This window comes from Candidatus Hydrogenedentota bacterium (genome assembly GCA_019695095.1).
Classification (GTDB): Bacteria; Hydrogenedentota; Hydrogenedentia; order Hydrogenedentales; family SLHB01; genus JAIBAQ01.
In genome coordinates this window covers 1-20,132 of sequence record JAIBAQ010000078.1, presented here as the reverse complement: position 1 = coordinate 20,132, position 20,132 = coordinate 1, and the positions used below count along the sequence as shown (strand labels likewise).

The 20,132-nt window shown below is 57.8% G+C and carries 13 protein-coding genes; 10 read left to right on the top strand and 3 right to left on the bottom strand.

All coding sequences use genetic code 11. The features are described from left to right. Nucleotides 1-406 precede the first annotated feature (406 nt). The 9 genes from K1Y02_14060 (at nt 407) to K1Y02_14020 (ending at nt 11,243) form a co-directional block, all read left to right on the top strand. Nucleotides 407-1,633 (top strand): pilus assembly protein PilM, encoded by a 1,227-nt coding sequence (locus K1Y02_14060; GenBank protein ID MBX7257484.1) that lies wholly within the window; start codon nt 407-409, stop codon nt 1,631-1,633. Beyond that, the gene (locus K1Y02_14055) at nt 1,630-2,307 is read left to right on the top strand and encodes a hypothetical protein (protein ID MBX7257483.1); all 678 of its coding nucleotides are present in this window, start codon (nt 1,630-1,632) and stop codon (nt 2,305-2,307) included. The genes K1Y02_14060 and K1Y02_14055 overlap by 4 nt, the downstream gene beginning before the upstream one ends. Next, nucleotides 2,304-2,930 (top strand): type 4a pilus biogenesis protein PilO, encoded by a 627-nt coding sequence (locus K1Y02_14050; GenBank protein ID MBX7257482.1) that lies wholly within the window; start codon nt 2,304-2,306, stop codon nt 2,928-2,930. Before K1Y02_14055 ends, K1Y02_14050 begins: the two co-directional genes overlap by 4 nt. After that, complete coding sequence (locus tag K1Y02_14045; GenBank protein ID MBX7257481.1) at nt 2,927-3,550, top strand: hypothetical protein; 624 nt, start codon at nt 2,927-2,929, stop codon at nt 3,548-3,550. Before K1Y02_14050 ends, K1Y02_14045 begins: the two co-directional genes overlap by 4 nt. A gap of 3 nt (nt 3,551-3,553) precedes the next feature. Further along, nucleotides 3,554-6,667, top strand: coding sequence for an AMIN domain-containing protein (locus tag K1Y02_14040; protein MBX7257480.1), 3,114 nt, complete (start codon nt 3,554-3,556; stop codon nt 6,665-6,667). Nucleotides 6,668-7,063: 396 nt separating this feature from the next. Beyond that, nucleotides 7,064-7,552, top strand: a complete 489-nt coding sequence (locus K1Y02_14035; protein MBX7257479.1) for a hypothetical protein — start codon at nt 7,064-7,066, stop codon at nt 7,550-7,552. Nucleotides 7,553-7,582: 30 nt separating this feature from the next. Then, nucleotides 7,583-7,855 (top strand): hypothetical protein, encoded by a 273-nt coding sequence (locus K1Y02_14030; protein ID MBX7257478.1) that lies wholly within the window; start codon nt 7,583-7,585, stop codon nt 7,853-7,855. Between the two features lie 110 nt (nt 7,856-7,965). Beyond that, nucleotides 7,966-9,291 carry a hypothetical protein gene (locus K1Y02_14025; protein ID MBX7257477.1) on the top strand — a complete coding sequence of 442 codons (1,326 nt, stop codon included), beginning with the start codon at nt 7,966-7,968 and terminating at the stop codon, nt 9,289-9,291. After that, entirely contained in the window at nt 9,288-11,243 is a 1,956-nt protein-coding gene (locus tag K1Y02_14020; GenBank protein MBX7257476.1) for a hypothetical protein, read from the top strand. The genes K1Y02_14025 and K1Y02_14020 overlap by 4 nt, the downstream gene beginning before the upstream one ends. A gap of 127 nt (nt 11,244-11,370) precedes the next feature. Here K1Y02_14020 and K1Y02_14015 read toward each other — a convergent pair whose 3' ends face one another. Together K1Y02_14015 and K1Y02_14010 are read right to left on the bottom strand one after the other, a co-directional pair. Next, entirely contained in the window at nt 11,371-12,249 is an 879-nt protein-coding gene (locus K1Y02_14015) for a DUF4382 domain-containing protein (GenBank protein ID MBX7257475.1), read from the bottom strand. A gap of 465 nt (nt 12,250-12,714) precedes the next feature. Then, on the bottom strand, nt 12,715-15,237 hold the full coding sequence (locus tag K1Y02_14010; protein MBX7257474.1) for an alpha-galactosidase: 2,523 nt from the start codon (nt 15,235-15,237) through the stop codon (nt 12,715-12,717). Between the two features lie 373 nt (nt 15,238-15,610). Between K1Y02_14010 and K1Y02_14005 the strand changes: the two genes are divergently transcribed. Next, nucleotides 15,611-18,181 carry a discoidin domain-containing protein gene (locus K1Y02_14005; GenBank protein ID MBX7257473.1) on the top strand — a complete coding sequence of 857 codons (2,571 nt, stop codon included), beginning with the start codon at nt 15,611-15,613 and terminating at the stop codon, nt 18,179-18,181. A gap of 33 nt (nt 18,182-18,214) precedes the next feature. Here the strand turns inward: K1Y02_14005 and K1Y02_14000 are convergent, their stop codons facing one another. After that, nucleotides 18,215-19,246, bottom strand: coding sequence for a PilZ domain-containing protein (locus tag K1Y02_14000; protein MBX7257472.1), 1,032 nt, complete (start codon nt 19,244-19,246; stop codon nt 18,215-18,217). Nucleotides 19,247-20,132: the final 886 nt, after the last annotated feature.

Sequence of the window (20,132 nt, the reverse complement as noted above, 5' to 3'; positions counted from 1 at the left end):
CCTTTGTCCCGCTTTATTCTTTGTATAGAAATTAATAGTTGACATAATCGGATAATAATGAGACAATTCCTCCGGGACTTCCACTGCGAGACATGGGGTATGTCAATTGAATAACCCACAGTTCATTGGGAAAATGACAGGGCTATAATCCCGGATCTAACTCCATATATTGTAGCTCTCAACTTTCTACTTACTATTTGACACTAAGTAAAGGCCCAGTGAATTCCAAGTCAACTCGGCTAAATCGAGATTAAGTATTGACAGAAAGTTCGATATTTGCTACCTTGACACTGTGAGGAACTGTAAAGGCATTCTTTCTATGGCCTTTCGTGTTTTGATTGATGGGATAACAGGCCCTCCACGAACCCTTCGGGTTCTGACGGGGTGGTAGGGAGCGCACGTCGCCGTGCTGTTTTCACGACCAACCAAGGCCCTCGGCATCGACATCGGCACACATTCCGTTAAAGCTGTGCAAATGTCTCGATACGCTGGGCGCATCCGCATCGAAAACGCGGGATACTACGCGTGCGATCGGAACCAGCTCAACGCGGATCCCGTCTTGGCACAAGCCACTGCGGTTCGCGAGGCGCTCCGAAGCATCTCAACGGTGCAAAACTACGTCGTTGGCGCCTTGCCCGGACAAACCGTCGTCATTCGATATCCGCGTCTCCCCAAAATGCCCGAAAGCGACCTCGCAGCCGCCATCGAAAAAGAGGCCGGACAGAACATCCCTTACGAACTTTCCGAAGTCTTTCTCGACTGGGCCCTTCTCGACGAAGTCTCTGAAGCCGGAAAGAACATGATGAAGGTGCTCTTGGTCGCGGCCCGGTATGAAGTGATTGAATCCCGCGTACAGATCGCGCAAGAAGCTGAAATCGCCTACTCAGCGCTCAGCGTTGACAGTCTCGCCCTGGCCGATGCCGCCGAAGCCTGCGACTTTCTGCGCGTCGGCGAATCGGTGGCGCTCATCAACCTCGGAGCAACCACTACCAGTATCCATTTCGTGAAGGATGGCAAATCCAATTTCATCCGCGACGTAAGCTGGGGTTCTCGCGAACTGATCCAAGCCATTGCAAAAGCCCGTCGCGTCGAATTGAACGAAGCGGAAAAACTTCTGATTCAGTCCGGCGCGCCTGCGCCGCCTGCGCCTCCCCCACTGCCCGAAGTGGAAGAGGAACCCGAACCTCCAGAGCCCCCTAAGAAAGACATTCTTGGCGATTTGGGCGGAGGTTTACTCGACCCGCTCGACGAAGAACTCTCCGGCCTTGAAGAGCCGGGGTCCGCTAAAGTGAAAGCCTCGGCGCCAAAAGCCGCCGAAGAAAAAAGCCTCGGCGAAGTACTTGCGATGCCGTTCGCGCGACTTGTCAGCGAAATCCGACGTTCATTCGACTACTACGAACAACAACTCTACGAGCACCCGGTCGACCGCCTGATCCTCAGCGGAGGCGTCGCGCATCTGCCCTTGCTGCGCGAAACCCTCGCCGAAGAATTAGGCGCCCCCGTCGAGTTGGCTGACCCGACCCACAGCGCACTGCTGTTAGGCCAGGATCACCTCATCAGCCCCATGCTCAACCAACCGGCCCAATTCATGGTGGCCGTGGGTCTCGCGGCGCGAGGGATGGCCGACCTATGATTCAAATCAACCTACTCCCCCATCACCTGCGCCCCATAAAGCGCTCCGCCTTGCCCTATGTCCTTTGCGCGGCCTTGTTCGTCCTCGTCGTGCTGGGCATCGGCGTCTCGTTCGTCTCGACTCAGGCTGCAATCGCCTCGATCAAAGGAGACTTGGCAGAACACAAGGCGGAAATGGAGAAGCTCCAACCTATCGTCGACGAGTCGAACGAACTCGAGACCCTCAAAATACAACTCGCCGATAAGCTCATGACGATTGATGAAATCGCCAAAGAACGAATCATCTGGTCACGCCAACTGTGGAACCTGGCGCGCCTCACGCCCGACAACGTGTGGTACAGCGAAGTCGAAGTGACTACCAAAGCCTACCAAGTCCCGGAACCAGTACTGGATCCGCAGACGGGTAAACCCAAGATCAACCCACAGACCAAACTGCCCGAAACGAAAATGAAGACGGTCAACCGGCCCATCCTCCGTGTGTCGGGTTATGTGGTGGAAGCCGCAGACGGCAGCCAGGACGTAAGCCCCCTCACGGACGCGTTGACTACCGACCCCGAATTCACATCCCTGTTCCAATTGGACTCTCCGTCGTTCCAGAACACGGAGTTCGAGGACTTCCCTGTGAAAAAATTCACCCTGGAATTCCTCATTGCGACCGGAGGGCAACAACAATGATGGATGCACTCCGAGGCAAAGTCACTCCCAAAGACTGGATGGCAGTTGGTGCCATGCTCGCCATCATCGCCGGTGTAATCGTGGTCTACATCTTCTTTGTACACCGCGGCATGGCGCAGAATTACGACGAACTAACCACGGAAGACAAAGCAGTCCTCGCCGATATTGCCGAAGCCAAGCGCAAGCAGGCGGGAATTGCAAAGCTGCGTGAAGAAACCGAAAAGACGCGTACGCTCGTTTCGAGTTTCGAAAAGCGTCTGCCTTCCGAACGCGATATCCCCGACATGGTTCGCCAGTTTGAAATCCTCGCGAACGAAGTAGGCCTCAAGCACGCCATGAAACCCGAACAGCGCATCAGCGACGAACGCAAGGAAACCATTCCCTACAGCGTCTCCACCTTCGGCAGCTTCCACCAGACCGCCAGCTTCATCAACAAGCTCGAACGCTACGAGCGCTACATCAAGATCTCCAACCTCAAGGTCGAAGAAGAAGACAACGGCGTCTCCAAAGCCACTTTCACCCTCAGCACATACCGCTTCCTGGCCACTGCCGCTCCGACTAAGCAAGCCGCGCAGACAGCCTCCACACCAGCCGCGGCTCCGCAGCCGGGAGGCAAGTCATGAACAAGCAAACTAAGAAACTCATCCTACTCGGCGTGCTCGGCCTCGTAGCCCTGTTCTTTGTTCTGAGACCCTTCTTGACGCAGTCCGAGCAGGATCGCATCTATCAGGAAAACTTTAAGAAGGCGCAGCAGGAAGCTGCCGCTGGCGGTCCTGCCACCCCCGCCACACCTGCCGGACAGCCTGCCGCCGCCGCCAAACCCGCTGGCGCGCCCAATGGAGCCGCAGCCAACCGTTCGCAGTTCCAGAAGGCCGAAGTCGATATCGATGCGCTAATCGCCAGCATTCAAGAAGTAACCTTCGACTACGACCAAGAACGTACCCGAATCAATCCCATGACGCCTCTCGTGGGCCCCATGGCCCCCATGCGCCTTGCAGTTTCTCAGCCCGGCGCCGAGGGCCAAGAGACATCCCAAGAGGACGTCCAGCAAATTCTTCGCAATCTGCGCCTCACAGGCATCCTGTGGGACAAGCGCGATCCAATGGCAGTGATTAATGACGATATCGTGACCCGAGGCTTCGAGTTCCCCGATACGGGCGTGAAAGTCCACGACATCGAAAAAGACCGGGTCATCCTGAACCTGAACAACGTCTTGGTTCCACTCGAGATGGAGGAGCGGTAAGCAATGTTACCGGCAAGAAGAGCTTGGGCCCTGGCAATTGTAGCCGGGCTGATCGCCGTGTGGGTGAGCGCAACCGCTCAAGACACGGACATCGCTAGGCAGAAGCAGGAGGTCGTTCGCGCCGCGCTTGCAAAAGCCGGTTCGGGAGAACCCACCGCTAAACTGCTCGAGACTGCCGAGAAATCCGCAGCCATCCTGACGGCGGATTTGCAGGGCGACTCCGCCTCACCCTCGCTGGTCATCACCCTCGATGGAGCCCCCGAGTTCGACTGGTTCTACCTCGACAAGGGCAAACGCCTCGTCATCGACTTCTACGACAGCGTCTACTTCCAGTCCGGCAAAGAAATCACCGCTGCTTCAGACTCCAAGTACCTCAAGACTGTTCGCTCCAGTATCTATGCGATGGAACCCCATTTCATCGCACGATTTGTCCTTGAGCTCAAGAAAGAAGCCAAACCTTCTATCGACCTGGCAGCGGGCAAAGTCACTTTCGCGCTGGAAGCCAAGTCTTCCAAAGACAAAACCACACGCTCCAAGAAATACAAGGCCGAACCAAGCATCGTTCTGGCTGATGCCCCCAAGCCCGAAGTGAAGCAGTCCCCTGTTCCCCTCACGGTACTCGCGGACGAACTTGCCCGCCTCGGCAAAGAAAAAGCGGACGCCGCTCCCAAGTCCGAAATCACATTGACCAACAACGACGCGGGCGGTGCCAAACCGGTCAAAGTGACCGAAGAAACGAAAACGGCCTCCAAGGATGAGATTCAGGCCGTTGCACCAGTTACCGTCGAGACTGCCGCTCAAGATCTGCAGACGCCATCTGCCGTAGTCGTGGCCACCGGCGAGACCCAATCGCAGTCCACCTCCAACGCTGATCCATTCGCCAACATGCGCCGCATGCTGCAACAGTTGGCCGACGAGCGCGCCAAGACCCCGGCCGCACCTGCAATGCCCAAAGCGGAACCGACCCCGGCCCCCGCGGAAGTCGCTCTGCCCCCCCAAGGTCCCAAACTCGTAGAAACGAAGCCTCTTGAACCCGAAAAGACAACGGCTCCCGAACCAACGCCGCAGCCCGAGCAAGCTAAGCCCGAGCCTGCGCCCGCGCCCAAGATGACGCGCTCCGAAGTGACTGTTGTCACCGACACGCCCGTTATCGAGCCCCCAGTCGCTAAACCGGCTGCTGAAGAAAAGAAGCCCGAACCTATTCTCTTGGCCGCTGCCACCGAAAAACCCGCCCCGGCTCCCAAGCCTGCGGCTGCTCCCGAGCCCCTTCCCGCGTCGCCGGAACCCGAGCCACAACCGCCCGCCGAGGAAAAGCCCAAGCTCGACAAATTGCGTGATGCCATCGAAGCCGACGCGAAGTCGAAGCCCAAAGCCGAAGAGCCTGTTGCTCCTTCTCCTTCGGCTCCCGAAGAAAAGCCTGCGGCCTCCGAGCAACCGGCAACCGAAGAGCCTGCCTCCTCCCCCGCTCCTCAAGAGGAAGCACCGGCACCCGATAAGAAGGCCGCGAAGCCCAAACAGGTCAAATCCGAATCCCTTGTACCGGATTTGGATGAACCCGACCGTGTCAAACTGCCCGCGGGCATGGACCCGATGGATCAACTGGTCAACATCGACTTCCGCGAAATGGATCTCAGCCAGGTCGTTTCACTCCTCGCCAAGAAGGCAGGGGTGAACGTCATCGCTGGCACTGAAGTCGTTGGCACCGTTACCGCCGATATGAAGAACATCCCCCTTCGCAAAGCCATGGATATGGTTCTCCGCATGAACGGCCTTGGCATTGTCGAAGAAGAAGGCATCTACCGCATCGTCACCTACGACGAAGCCGTTGCTGCCCGCCGTGCCACACGCATGGTCCCGCTCAAAAACGCGCAAGCCGATGACGTCAAGACCACCCTCGACGGCATTCTTGTTGGCTCTCCGGAAGCCACCGCCATGGCCTTCTCCGCCAACTCCTCCACCAACGTGATCATTATCTCCGGCCCGCGCGAAAAAGTGGACGAGTACGCAAAGCTCGCCATGGATCTCGACGTAAAAGAACCCACGCTGCCCACGGTTACCGAGCCCGTAAAGCTCAACTACCTCGAACCCAAAGCAGCCAAGCCAATTGCCGAATCGATGATCACCAAAGAGATTGGCAAGATTGAAACCGATGAAGTCGGCCGCCACATCATTGTCACCGACATTCCCGTGGTCGTCGAACAAATCCGCGAGATGCTCACCACCATAGACAAGCCCGCAAAACAAGTGGCCATCGATTCTCTCATCGTCGATGCCGTCCTGCGCGACGCCTCGCAAACCGGTGTAAACTGGCTCCTCGAAGCCTTGCGCCGCCACAGCACAAACGGCGATCTCGTCAGCGACGTATCCCAGCTCGATTTCGAAAGCACGTTGGGCAACATCGGCGCCGAAGCCCTCGATGCCGGCGTCCTCACCCTCGGCATTCTCAGCAACGAAGTTCGCCTCACGTCGAGCATCGCGGCCGAGGTTCAGAGCCGCAATGCAGAAATCCTCGCCAATCCCAGCGTCGTCACGATCGAAAACAAGCCCGCTACGATTAGCATCGTGCAGGAATACCCCTATCAAGAGATTACCCAAGGTCTCACTGGACCGCCCGTCGCCTCGACGGAATTCAAACCCATCGGCGTTACTTTGGATGTCACTCCGCGTATCGCGCACGACAACACCACCATCGTCGATGTCCAGGCAAAGCAAAGCTCTGTGAGCGGACTGACCGAAGACGGCATACCGATCGAAGACAAGCGTGAAGCGCAGACGACCCTTCGCGCCCCCGACGGCCGGACCATCTTCATCGGCGGTCTCCGCAACGTCAGCGACCGCCTCTCTGTCAGCAAGGTACCGGTCCTTGGCGACATTCCAGTGCTCAATCTCGCGTTTCGCAATCGCGACCTGGAAAAGGTCAACACCGAACTCCTCATCTTCCTCACCTGCCGTGTGATGGGAGAAGAACTTCCTGAACTTACCCCCAGCCAGAAGACCGAGTTCGAGAAGATCGGCACGGTTCCCGAAGTACCCGATTCCCAACGCGCCATGTTCCGCGACATCGGCAAACCTCAAGAGATGCGCGACCCCGCATGGAAGTGGCGCCGTCCCAAATGATCCCCTGCCACATGTGACTCCTCTTGGCCGTGAACATGGACGTTCGCGGCCAAGTTCTTTTTAGCCCCACTCTACACATCCACATCCACGTCCGTGTTGGTCCGTGTCGCCCCCTCTCGCTGTGGCGCGGTCTCCCGACCGCGCCACTCTTACGACCGCAGGTCTCCATCACGTCCGTGTCCGTCCATGTCGCCCCCTCTCGCTGTGGCGCGGTCTCCCGACCGCGCCACTCTTACGACCGCAGGTCTCCATCATGTCCGTGTCCGTCCGTGCCGCCCCCTCTCCCACTCTCCGTCATTGCCCACATCAATTCCCATGCGATACAATTATTCATAGAGACGTCTCCATGACGGAGTGGCGCAGCCACTCCTCCGCAACAAACAGGATTAGCAGTTGATGCTTGGCTCTGACGAAATGCGCGAGATTTACCAACGGACGGAGATCATCCGCCGCCCGACGTACGGCATCATCACCGGCTATCACGAACTGCCCTACGTATGCCTTGGCTCTCGCGAAGATGCCACGAACGGTACAACGCGCATCAAAGGCCGCATCCACGTCTCCCCCCGCTTCGTGATCCGCCCTCCGTGGCACGAACCAAGCTACGAGGATATCTTCGGCGACGACAACGTCGACCAAGCGCTCGCGGGCCGCGTATTCGGATTCCTCGGCCTTCGCGGCCGTCCCGTCGAATGCACCTCGGAGCACCTGGAGATCAAACACCTCGAAGGGACGATCGACAAAGCATTGGCGGGCACCCTCGACGAATTGGAGCGCATGGAAGACATCACCACCGGCGTGATAGTCACGCCGAGCAGCCGCTACTATCCGGTGTCGCTTGAACGTTTCATCGCAAGCATTCTCGACGACGAATTCAGGGCCTAGTGCGATAATCTCACCAAGGAGCGAAAAAACGTGAAGAGCGCATACGAATTGGCAATGGAGCGCATGGAACGCGAATCCGGCCCTACGCGAAAACTCAATGACGACCAGAAGGCCGCCATTGCCGAGATCGACAAGAAGTACGACGCCAAAATTGCGGAGCAACGCCTCTCAAGCGAATCCCGCATGCAGTCGGCAACCACGGGCCTCGAACTAGAGCAAATCAAAGCCGATGTGGCCAAAGAAATCGCCAGCCTCGAAGAGCGTCGAGAACGCGAAAAGGAATCCGTCTGGAACGCCGGGTAAGCAGTCCTGCCGTGACCAAACAACATCAATCTCGCCATCTACTCAAAGGATGGCGCTTCCTTTTTCTAGTGGTTCTACTAGTCACCGCAGGCGCGTGGTGGAACGATCGAGTGGCCAGATCCGCGCCGCTTCAACCCATTCATCCCGGCAACACCCTGTGGTCTTTCTCGACGGCAGATTTCCCTGCGTATTGGACGAGCCTCGAACAAAGCGACCTCATGAAACGTTTGGCCGCTGACTGGCCGCGTCCGCAAGCCGCCGCCGAACTGTCGGCCCGGCTGTCCACGGGCATACGCCCCACACCGACCCGATGGAAACTCTGGCTCGGCTACCGGCTCGCCGTTAGCCAGACACCCGATGGAATCGGGATTTCCGCCTATCCCGGATGGCTCTTGCGGTTCGTCGATAATCTCTCGATCTTCCTCTTGCGTAAGCGCGACGCCGAAGGCATTGCGCAATACAAAGACTGGTACTACACGTGGCGCGAGGGTTTTCTGATCGCTTCCACATCCCGCGCATACGTGGTCTCTTGCAAGACGCATCCAGACCCCACGCCCCTCCAATGCCGTGCCGACGGTGCTCCTGTCTTCGAATGGACAGGCTCATCCGAAGGCCAAATCCGATTCTTGCCGGGTGACGGTTTCCCGATCGAAGGCTCCATCAAAGTACCCGTGTCCGACGGAGCCACTCCTATTACCTTGTCCCGTGCCTATCCCCAGCCACCCGCCCTGTGCATCACGGCCCGCGACACTGCCACCTTGCAGTCCATGGGTGCTATCCTCGCGAACACGCTCAAGCGTTTCGACGCGTGGAATTGGACCACGCAGTTCGCATCCACCTACGCACGGCAATCGGGTATTTCCACGGACCTGTTCTCCTTCCCAACCGGTGCGGAACAAGTCTCGCTTGCGCTAGTCAGCATTGACACGTCGCACACGCTGCCTGTCCCCATGTTCGCAGTTGCCGCCCGAGGTTCTGGTGCAACACAAATTCTGCCTACCGACGTGCCCGTTCCGGCCCCGAGTGTCTCCTACGAATGGAACGGCTTTCTCGGCAACATGGTTCCGCTGCTCGGAAGCCAAATGTCCCTGTACACGTGCGTGGCGAACGATGATTTCCTCATGGCCAACTCCGAGCCGATCATGTCAGACCTCGCAGGCCGTCTCGCACTTGGCCCCGCCGAGAATGGGGATGTGGACGTGGTCATCTCAGCGGATTGGAAGATGATGGCGAAGGTGTTGACCTCGCTGGCGCAATTCGCCGGCGAATACGAGTTGCTGCCTCGCTTGAATGCTGACGACGTGAGATACACGGTTCTGCCAAAATTCACCGGCCTCTCGAAACTCGGGACCATGACCCTGTCGGGGCGCTCAAACAAAGGGCGAATCGATTTCACCGGCCTCCTCTTTCAACCCGGCGGAGTAGACGAACCATGATGGCAACCGCAAGCCTGCTGCTCTACGCCTGCTTGGCGGCCGGTTCCGTCAATTCCTATGGAAACCTGGAAGCTCTCGGAGGCCGCAGCGAATGCGCCGCCATCATCGGAAACGGTGCGCTGACAATTGCCATCGATGAAAAGGGAAAACAGACGACGATGCTCTGGCCAAGTCCCACCGGCCCCGGCCAGATCTGGGCGGACCCCTCACACACTTCGCCTTGGCCTCATGGCACCGTATGGGCCGTTCGCACAAACGGCAAAATCATCGCGCGACAAGATGAGTGGACCGTCGAACAACCCGCACATCGCGATGCGCACGGCATCGTCACGACGAGGCTCGCATACGGCGAGGTGCATGCAAACCTTATGCAATTCGTAGTTCCCGATTCAGACGTCCTTGTTATGCGGCTTACGTTGGAGTCTGCCCCCGGCGATACCCAGGTATTCTGGCACGCTGACTTTGACCCAACGACACGCGCCATCCCGGAACTCCCCTGGCTGCATACCGTCGCGACCGCGCAACGGGATTTCGCTATGTTTGTGACAGACTCGGGCGACACCGTCCTCCATTTCCGTCCCGAAGCGCCGGGTTCATACGACTGGATCGAAGCAGAGCGCATCCGCGACAAAGAAGCTCCTCGCGAAAACTGGGATTCCTTCAAAGACGGAACATGGCTTGCCTACACGCCGCTAGGCCCTGGACCGAGCTTCGCGTGTGCCGATACAGACGATGCGGGCTCGCTCCACGAACAACTCGCGCGCGGAAAGATCCAAGGCGCACAATCCGCTGTCGGCGATTGCTCCGTTCTCGCAGAACTGCAACCCGACACACCCGGTACGTCTCAGTGGACCGTCCTCGTAGCTCTTGCCAAAACACGCAAGGAAGCTCTGGAAATCGCGCGGGCAGCGCGCACCAAAGGCTTCGACGCGTTGCGTGATGAAACGGCCGCATTTTGGGATGCCCGTGCCGCCAAGTGGGCTATTCCTCAATCCGCAAGCGAAGAAGTGCGCGGGCACTGTGCGCAAGCCCTCTCCACAATTACGATCTCCATGGATAAAGAAACCAATGCCATCGCCCGCGCACCAAGAAATGAACCGCCGCTGGCAATGGACATAGTGCGGCACGGAGTGTGGTCATCAGTAGCCTTGAATTGGGCTGGCGAGCACGACCTCTCCGATCGCCATTCGCAGTTCTATGCGAAGTCCGTACGCAAAAAGGCAAAGCCCGGCGCGCCGATCGGCTCAATCCCTATGGCGCTGCTTTCGGACAGTTCGGATGCCCTTCCGCATCTATGCCTCGACGTTGAGGCCACCGGATGGTTTCTGTGGTCGGTCAATCAACATCAACTCACGCTCGTCGAAAATCCAAAGCGTGTGTTCCTTGACAGACTTTGGGAAGCGACAGACGTCTCCGCAACTTTCCTGACGGACTGGTTTCGCGATCCGTTCGTGACGCCGCCCTACGGTTTCAATCCCGCCCAACTGCGCGACACTCCCTCCGCCGAACTCGCCATCTCCGCATACCTCGGACTGAAAAGTGCCCTGGAGATCGCGAACATACTCGGCATGCCCCGCCCCGACTGGAAGATGCGCCAAGGAGAACTCGAAGACTTGGTGCGGTCCTACGTCACGGGCGACGATGGCGCGTGGTTGCTGGATGCGCCGCTCTCTCTGGGCCTCACGGGCTTGGTGGCCGACGGCGACGCACGTTGGCAATCGCGCATGGAAGATGCACTGATCCGCATCGATGTGATGCCCACTCCCGAAGCGGCGAAAACGTTGTGCTTCATCGCATGGACATGGCGCAACTCACCAGAGCGCCTCGCAACGATACGTCCCCTGATCGAACCCGTGTTCCGTCGCATATCCGAAGAATACCCCGCCGATTCCTACTACGCCTCGCTCATGTTCATCGCCGCGAAGCTCACCTTCGACACGCCCCCACGCTGACCCACCACTTACCAAAACCAACGCAGTCCGTACAGTCCATCGCGTCCACATCGTCCACAAAAGAAAGGTGCGGAGTCTGCACTCCGCACCCTTTACCCCTACGCGCGGGCCATCCCCACGAAACGAGTCACGAGGAACTTATCGTTATGGTATTCGCTTGAATCACTCCGTCCGACCCAATCACGCCAGCAACCGTCACTTCCGCTCCCGTCACCAAGTCGGCTTCGGTTCCCGAAGGTGTATACGTGTCAGTCGGCAAATAAATACCTGCGGCGGAATAGTCGACCTTTGCATTAACAAGCCCGATATCCAACACCAACGTCTGGTTATCGGTATTGACGCTCTTGATCGTGCCCTCCGCCTCGATGGATGTGCCGCTCTCTAAAATTTCCACCGTGATATTCGGAGTCAGAATCAATGCACCCTGTCCATCGAGCGACAAGTGAATGCCGCCGAAATCCACCAGCAACACGCAATCATTCTCGGGGAGCTGGAAGGTCGTGTTGATGGTCAGGCTGCCCTGCGCCGTAATCTGCAGGTCGAACAAGATGTCCTGTCCTGCCAACTGCACCAGCAATCGTGGATTCTCGAACGACACATGCAATGCCGTGTAGTACCCAGCAGGCAACTCCACGCTGTTGAGCACTTTCGACAAACCCGTTTCATCCAGATGGAATATATCCACCTCGACAGGTTCACTCAGAAGTGGAATATTTTCGACCTCGCCCCCGCTCGGCGGATCCACGCCCGCATAGTCCACGGACAAATCCGTCACGGTTACAGTCAAACTAGAGTAAACATCAGGGACTTCTTCGCACTTCTCCTGCAAAGACTGCGCGTCACTTGCGGCTTTTTTCGCGGGATCGACGTTACTTCCAAAGACAACGCTGACTTTCGAGTCGGTCTTCTCTGGAGGACTTGCCGGACATCCGGCGGCGGTGAGTACAACGGCTGCCAAGAAGATCGCAAGCACAGCGGCGGGAATAGACTCACGTAAGCGGAACATACCTCTCCCCTTTCTTTACGCTCACCCTGAGCATATCCGGAAAGAAGCCCCCTGCCCCGCTACTCCTATTTGTACCGCGAATAGGTTTATCTGTCAAGCCGGATTTGCAGGGCAACTCCAAAACTACCCTCCCCTGCGCCACACGGTCGTCACGATTAAACAATCACTTGGAACGATGCGCGTCCTGATCCCACTCTCTTGACGTACGCCCATACAGGATGATTCACGCTCTGCCCTCAACCTCTGTCCGCCTCTTCGTGCTGAATGCACGAAATACTCCAGCCCAGGGTGCCGTGTGTCGCTTGCGACACCACGGTACCCTGGGTTACAGCATCAATAAGACTCCACGCTGTAAGCGTGGCACAGGATTCATTCACACTCCGCACCGTGGCAAGTGATCGTCGACGCAGTAAGCGCGCGCAAGATGCGCGTCCAATGCTGGCCACAACTCCTGCAGACTCGCTTCTACTTCTTTCGATACGCGTAAACGCACACGCCCGGCTTCTCGTCAACCGTGACGCGAAGCCCCTTCTCCATGAGCGACTTGCCATCCATCGTGACCGGCTCGCCGCCCGCCGTATTGCGTATCTCATAGGTGGCGCCTGCATCGAGTCCCTTCAACGCGAGATCGCCACTCACAAAAACGCTCTCGCCGCGCCGGAACACTTGCACCATGCCTTCTTGCGAGTCGCTCATGTGAAATTGCCAGACCATCCACGCGTCGTTTTTCAGGCTATACGAAGTGAGCGGATAGAAGTCCCCATAGTAATACGGAGCCACCGATCGCCACTGCTCCAACAGACTTCGAAACGCCGGATAATCGATGTCCTTCACGCGCATGTCAATCCCACAACCAAGGCTCGGCGCTGCGTTGCTCCAAAACGCGTACGACTCCACCGGCGTCTTGCCGCCGCCGTAATAACCGGCATTCGCGCACGCCACCGTGCCCGTCCCGTGATACGGCAGCCAATACGAAAGGCCATACGTCATGCCCTGGTGGCCAATCGGCTCAAACGCATAATCGCTTCGCCACAGCGGCACAGCCCTGCGCGCACACTCAAGATCGATGCGCCGTCCACCCGACGCGCACGTGTCTATCAGCAGACCGGGATGACGCTTGATCAGCTCATCCCAATAGGCCAACAACCCCATGCAATGCTTGATCTCGCTGATGCCTTGCCGATCTTCCGCATCGCGCCCACGCCACAGATTCAGCGGATCAATATTGAAATCCTGGCGGTACAGATCGATTCCTTGTTCCTTGATCAGCGTGTCCACATGATTCGTCACCCAATTCCACGCCTCGGGATTGCCAAAATCCAACAAGCCGCCATTGGCTCCGCCGATAATCCACTCCGGATGGTTCTCCGTCAGCCACGTTCCTGGCGCAACGCGCTCCGGTTCGAACCACACTAAGATCTTGACCCCCTTCGCGTGCGCATGATCGCTGATGGGACGCAAACCTCCCGGGAAACGCTTCTGATCCACCTCCCACGTGCCCACTTGCGGCCAGCCATTTTGCTGCACGTACCAGCCCGCATCCATCCACCAATAATCGAGCTTGATCCCCTCCTCGAAGAAACGGTCGATAAACATCATCTGCGACGCCGAGTCGGCCTTGATCATCTCCTCATACGCGCGCGAACTCGATGCGAGGAACTGCGGCTGCGGCGGCTGCCCGTTCGGCCTCGTCATGCCATACGCAAACATCCACTGCCGCCAAAGGTTCTGCGAGCGAATCCGATCGCCTTTCCAAAACTGGACCGCCACCAACGGACTGCGAACCTCTTCTCCCGGCAGCAACTTGAAGTGCGTGAGCTCCTGCCCCGCTACCAGGTGCAACCCCCGCTCCGCATCGCGCGCGAACGTGGCCGCCCACTGCGCCGGCCAGCCCACCGCCACCAGCGCACCGTCCATGCACGTTCCTTCAACGTTGAAATACGGCATAACGCCACTGGCGGAACGCCCGCCTTCCGGCGCGAGCTTCATCGTGCCATTCACGCCAAGCTGCGTAGTAAGCGGTTCAAAATCGTCTTGCCTGCACGAACTGCCCCGCGCGTGGTGAAGCGTGAACTCACCGCGATCCCCGCGTTCCATGCGAACATCCAGCGCCTGTATATTCTCAAGGATCGCCGTATCCGCCGCGCCCTTATTCTTGAAGTGAAGTGTCCACTCAACAACGGGGTAATCTCGATATGAAACGGCAACGGCACGCACCTCGAGCTTGCTTGCAGGTTCCGTCCATGTCACGACGTGCCGTGTACGCTCGCCATTCCCATCAAGCTTCTTCTTCTCGACCTTCTTGTCCCAGGCAGAGGCCTGCTCGGCAAACGGCTTACCGTTGTAAACAAAACTGAATGGCAACGTCCCCGCATCCAGAAGCACGAAGCCCCCAGGCATCGGAAGCTCGTCAAGCCAGACTTCCTTGCCATCATCCAACGTGAAGCAGGCATTGCCCCAATCGCCCTGGTCCGACGAAATCCCATCGCCGCCGTCTTCGATCGCAAGCACGATCTCGCTCGCCCCGTTCAACGGCACATCGACCGGCACACCTGCATCTTTTCCATGGATGACTCCCGAACGAAATAACTCCTTGCCGCCCGCCAACACCACAAACACGATGCTGCCCTGACCGTTTGACGTGTCGTTGTTCAGGTCGACGCCCACCGTCGCGCGAAACCGCTTCCCGGCTCCCGGAAGCCGAACGATGAGCTTGCTTGATGCGTGGCAATAGAGACCGCGTTCAAACGACGTTTCGCCGATACGCAGCCCAACTCCGAAACGCCCATTCTTCTGTACGGCGTTATGATTCGCGAGCACTTCGATCCCCGGATTGGGAAAAAATGCCGCACCCGACTCGCCAAACTTGGTTTCCGCCCACTGCTGCGCAGTAGCGAGTTCATCCACCACAGGCTCAACGGCCCGCGCAAACACACTGCTTGCCAAAGCCAAGATGACACCCAACACGACATACGATGCCACGCGCATGGATCGACCTCCCCCAACCGTTACCCAAAACCCGTTTGATACACATTCTGCGCACACCACATCGGTGCCCACGCAATACCCGCCTTTTGCCTGCCATACATGCACAGTCTGCCGGCAAGCGTGAGTACGAGTCTAGCGGGCACTCCCACGAAGAATCCAACGTCTCACCCGCTCACCTGCCCCTCATCCACTCCGTCTGCCATCATAACGTGTCGCAGGCGTCCTGCCTGCGCTCTTCATGCAGCTCATAGTTGTTCATGCTAGTCCCTGCTGTCCAACAAGTTGATCACACCCCCCACAACACACCATGATCCTCGCGCACGCGGCGTTGCCGCGACACACGGGGGTTTCCGACGACTCGGAGTTCGCAATCATGCTGCTTTCCATGGCATTCGTCCTGATGCTCGGCGCAACCGATGCGCCCGCGCCATACATCAACACGTGGCTCGTCGCGGGCACGTTCGACAACGCGCCGGATAACGCCGGTTTCGAATTCGACTGGATCGACGAAACACGCGTCCAACCCCGCGAAGGCGACGTGTCGGCAGGCTGCGAATGGCGCTACTTCGACGACCGCCTCTTCTCGCGCAACTACGACGACTACCAAGACCTTTTCAGCTATTTTCTCGTCAAACGCAACGAGTCCATCCGCGCGAAAGTCGTGTACGCCTGCGTCTACGTATACACCGCCGTCGATCAACATGCGCAATTGCGCGTCGGTGCAGACAACGAATTCAAGGCATGGCTCAACGAAGCCCTCGTCTCCTCCAGCACGGAAAGCCTGCCCGAGCGCGACATGTCATCCGCGTCGGTCGAATTGAAGGCAGGCTGGAACCGTTTACTCTTCAAGATCGCCAATCAAGAAGAGGGCCGCCTCGGATTCTACGCACGCCTGTGCGGCGACAACGGCAGTCGCCTGCCCGGCCTGACGTACGCACTCTCTCCCGGTGAAGGTCCACTCACCGTTTCAACCAAAGCATTGTCCGGCATCTCCACCGGCGAACTGCCCACCGCCTGGCGCGAATGGTCCTACGTCGGCGCCCACCATACGCAGACAAAGACCTGGCCACCCATGGAAACTCAGTTCCTTCGCAAACCATCTATCGCCATGCAGGCCTCCGACTTCACCCTAAGCGCGTCAGGCGGCATGCCGCCATACCGCTGGACGCTCGTCAACGGCTCGCTTCCCGAAGGTCTGGAATTGCATGAAGACGGTTCATTCACCGGCGCCCCCGCAAAGAACGCCGGGCTTAGCGACTACGCCATCCGCGTCCGCGTTACGGACAACGCCAACGCAACCGCCGAAAAGGACTTCACCCTAACCCTGCGCGAACGCCCCAACAAATGGGTCGAAGAGGCGCGCCTCACCGCATTGATCCATCACCCCGAGTCCATGCCGCCCGGCGCATTCGACGAGTTCGCGCAATTGATGAAGCAACAGAACTACGGTCTCGGCATGGTCATTTCCTATAACAACGGCGAATACAAATACCGGTGGCCATCGCGATTCGAACCCGGCAATCCCGAAGGCATCCTGATTGGCCGCTACAAAGCCGCCTTGGAAAAAGCCGGCGTGAAGTTCGGCATGTACATCGGCAACATCGACGGACCCAATCACAACGGCCCCAACGGCGCCATTCTTCTGGTCGAAGACGCCATCCGCTCCTATAGCCCCAAGGCATTCTGGTTCGATTGGGCCGGTTGGGACGCAACCTCGCCCGACGCCATCTACAGCATGATCAAAAGCTACGACCCGAACACCGTTGTCATCCTCAATGGCATCCCAACCATGAGCAACGGCGATTGGGACATCATCGACCTGGAAGGGTGGGGATGTTGGGGCGACCGCTTGTGGGACCTGTGGCCCTTCAATTTTCCGTGGCCGAAAAAGAATGCCGTCGAAACGTGGCGCCTCATCGTCGATCCTGCATTTGAATATTCGAAAGGAATCGAGCCGGATTGGCAAGCCTACATGCGGCTACAGATCGCGCTCATCGCCGACGGCCACATCGCAAACATCGATCACTCCCCGACTCTGGTCACCGGAATTGGCTCGGACGGCAAACTCCCCAGCCTCGATGAGTCGCCGTTGATGGCCGTTCACCGCAAGATGGCCAACTGGGCAAATCCCGCAGGGCTCCCCCCGCTCCACGAATCCTACACGCAGGTCAACCCCGGTCCCTTGCGCTCCGCTGCTTGGGGGTACAACACAATCAACGTTCCCCGCAACGCCGTCTATCTGCACATCATGTCGACACCGGACGGTAAGGCCGGTATCCCCAAAGACGGATCCCTCGTCGCCGAGCCCCTCGCGCAACGCGCCGTTAGCATCACGTGCATGAACACCGGGAAGCCCGTACCCTTTGTGCAGAACGATCGCGAACTGAAACTCGATGTGTCCGCCATCGACCCTGATCCCATTGACACCATACTCAAGGTAGAGCTTGCCGGCCCGCATCCCGATGTCGAAGCGCCCCAGAATACCGACGTGCGCGCAGTCCCGGAAGGCAACCTCGCATGGCGCAAGCCGGGCTTGCTGTTGGGCGTCTCCGGCGATCACACACTACCCGCCAGCGCATTTCACTTCGCGCACTACGCCAACGATGGAATCCGCTCCACGTTCGCGTGCGGCGCAAACGAATACGCGTGGATGTACCACCTGGACCTCGAGTCCGAAAAACAAGTGTCCCGCATCGTCATCCACTTTGCGGGACATGCGCCCGATGTGCCGGGCTATCCAACCGAATATAAAGTTCACCTCTCGCGCGACGGACAATCCTGGTCCTGCATCGCGCACGAAACTCAGTGCAAGGGCGGCTCCTTCGAGTACCGCGTTGAACCGTCGCCCATTCGCTACATTCGCGTCGAGGCCGTCACACCCAATGGACCCGATCAGGAAGGCGTCCAAATGTGCATCGCCGAACTCGAAGCCTACGAATCCTAACGTCTACTACGCGCTACTCCCAATAGCCGCGAATTATCCCGCGGCCGCATCGCTATGGGTAACGCCCCGCGTGAGAAGCGTGACCGCTCCGCGCGCGGTAGTTGCGCTCGAAAAATAATCCGTCGCGCCGGCACGCTTCACCTTGCGCCCCAGATCCGTGTCCTCTCCTCCATACACAAACACGGATAGATCCTCGAGATTCGGCGTCTCGCGAACAATACGGCAAATCTGGTCAACCGCCAGCTCGCTCTGCTTGTGCCCGATGAACAACGCATGCGGCCGCGCACTCTCCATCCAAAAGGCCGCTTCCAGGAGATGTGAAACGACCACAACCTCAAACTGCTCCTCGCGCAACGCCGCGACCAGTGGGCGGACCGCATCATGATTGCTATCGAGAATCACGGCCCGTTCGATTTGCTTTGTGCGCATCGATTCAACCGACGACACAATCGCCAAACGGATGTTGTTCTGCACAATCTCGTCGATCTGCTCGAACTGGCATCCCAGCATCCGCACAGATGCCACTTCGCGCACACTCCGAATCGTGACCAGGACCTTGTCGACGGCTATCCCGCCCGGCAACGTAAACGACAGCTTCAGTTGCCCTTCCGTGGGCGCACGGCGCGATTCCATCCACGCGATGGAACACCCTCCTTCACTCAAGTCTCGGAGCTCACACGATGCCAAATGACCACTTGGCAATGTGACCTGGCAGGGAGAAACCATCGACACGCGAGGACTCTTGCGAACCTCTACGGTCTTGATGTGTTCCGGCCACGACACTCGCATTCCGGAGAAACGCGTCGCTCCGTCGGGATTCATGGCCTGGAGTATGCGCGCCGTGCATGCGCACGCCTGACCATCCTTCATGAACCGTAGCACGCACGTGTGATCTTCCAGTAGAAGTGGAAGCTTCTCGCAGTCTTCCGGCACTTCCAGCCACATCCAACTGCCTACCTGCCAACCACGAAGCACAACTCGATAGTGGACCGTCGATTCCTTACCCCCATAAGGCGACAGCAATACGTTCTGACCCACGGCCAAATAGGACTCACAATTCCCCATAGCACAGCCTCCTCACGACACTACCCCGGTCGGCATCAACCAGTCCCTGGCACCGGTCCCGGCATCGCCTACCGCCCGCCGCAAACAGACAGGGATCTCCCGTTGTTGACGAAGACATCCTTAATCCTTAGCGGCTACCCCTTCGGATCGCGCCCTCTCAGAATCACTTCGGTCAGAAAGACCAGATACGCGGGGTCTAGACGGTAAACTCGGAACAAACTCTGTCAACTGAATACCGCAAACTTCAGCGTGACTTCAGTGGTCAGTTCCTCCTCTTGGTGGGCTGAGGCGCGTGCTCTCAGGTCTCTTCCGCACTCCCAGCAAATGGATTATACACGATATCCATAGGCTTCTGTCCAGTAGATTTCATGGCATATCTCAAGAAGACCGACTTCATATCAAGGATTATGCGGATACAAAAAACCATAAAAACCTAAACCAATCAAAACACACTACTTATCGATGTGAACTTTCGTTCAATAATACAGATACAACAGAAAGGCCCATCGTAAAAATAACCTCGGTGAAGCCGTTTTCGGAAATATAACGGTTTGTTCATCCATGATTGAATGTTGTCTCTACCATTCTCCCCGACGCTCTGAGACCATGCATCCCAATATCAGCTAAGTCAAATCTATTAATTGTCTAAACTAATAAAAATGCAAATCCAAGACTCCCCAACTTTGGGGAATTGGCTAATGACTGCGTTTACCCCAAAGCACCAAACTGGGAGACAATCCCGAAAAGGTAAAGCGCCGCACAGCAACCTCAGTCCAGCGCAACACGACACCCCTTAAACAAGCCTTCGACAGAGTCCGCGCTGAAAGAGCGTTACACACACGCTCACTGTTCCCGCAACGACTTCGCCTTCCGCTGCAACGGACGG

Coding starts and splice junctions, on each gene's coding strand:
- K1Y02_14005 (MBX7257473.1), top strand. CDS start 15,611: ATGCTGCTTTCCATGGCATTCGTCCTGATGCTCGGCGCAACCGATGCG.
- K1Y02_14035 (MBX7257479.1), top strand. CDS start 7,064: ATGCTTGGCTCTGACGAAATGCGCGAGATTTACCAACGGACGGAGATC.
- K1Y02_14040 (MBX7257480.1), top strand. CDS start 3,554: ATGTTACCGGCAAGAAGAGCTTGGGCCCTGGCAATTGTAGCCGGGCTG.
- K1Y02_14050 (MBX7257482.1), top strand. CDS start 2,304: ATGATGGATGCACTCCGAGGCAAAGTCACTCCCAAAGACTGGATGGCA.
- K1Y02_14000 (MBX7257472.1), bottom strand. CDS start 19,246: ATGGGGAATTGTGAGTCCTATTTGGCCGTGGGTCAGAACGTATTGCTG.
- K1Y02_14020 (MBX7257476.1), top strand. CDS start 9,288: ATGATGGCAACCGCAAGCCTGCTGCTCTACGCCTGCTTGGCGGCCGGT.
- K1Y02_14015 (MBX7257475.1), bottom strand. CDS start 12,249: ATGTTCCGCTTACGTGAGTCTATTCCCGCCGCTGTGCTTGCGATCTTC.
- K1Y02_14045 (MBX7257481.1), top strand. CDS start 2,927: ATGAACAAGCAAACTAAGAAACTCATCCTACTCGGCGTGCTCGGCCTC.
- K1Y02_14010 (MBX7257474.1), bottom strand. CDS start 15,237: ATGCGCGTGGCATCGTATGTCGTGTTGGGTGTCATCTTGGCTTTGGCA.
- K1Y02_14055 (MBX7257483.1), top strand. CDS start 1,630: ATGATTCAAATCAACCTACTCCCCCATCACCTGCGCCCCATAAAGCGC.